Source organism: Comamonas jiangduensis, from assembly GCF_030162955.1.
GTDB classification, from domain to species: domain Bacteria; phylum Pseudomonadota; class Gammaproteobacteria; order Burkholderiales; family Burkholderiaceae_C; genus Comamonas; species Comamonas jiangduensis.
Map to the genome: position 1 here is coordinate 1 of NZ_JARXOV010000060.1, position 415 is coordinate 415.

General features: G+C 57.1%; 1 protein-coding gene. It reads left to right on the forward strand.

The window, feature by feature from the left end; all coding sequences use genetic code 11:
* A partial coding sequence (locus QEP12_RS16985; protein WP_284214996.1) for an IS3 family transposase occupies positions 1-415 on the forward strand: 415 nt, incomplete at both ends.

The window sequence follows — 415 nt, forward strand, 5'->3', positions numbered from 1 at the left end:
TAGGCTGCTGCAAATTGCCCCATCGGGCTACAGGCGCAAGGTTCAACAAAGAAACTGCCCGTGGCTGCGCAGCAAGCGCAGCCAATCAGATGAAGAACGTTGCAGTCATATTCAACGGGTGTGGCACGCCAATTGGCAGGTGTATGGCGTCGTCAAAGTCTGGAAGCAGATGCACCGAGAGGGCTTGCCGATTGCCCGCTGCACAGTGCAACGCTTGATGCGCCAGCTGGGCCTGGAAGGCGCAAGGCGTGGCAAGAAGGTGCGCACAACCCGTCCAGACACAACCAGGCCATGCCCGCTAGACCTGGTCAACCGCCAGTTCACAGCCCAGCGCCCTGACCAACTTTGGGTTGCAGACTTCACCTATGTATCAACATGGCAAGGGCAAATGTTTGTGGCCTTTGTGATTGATGTG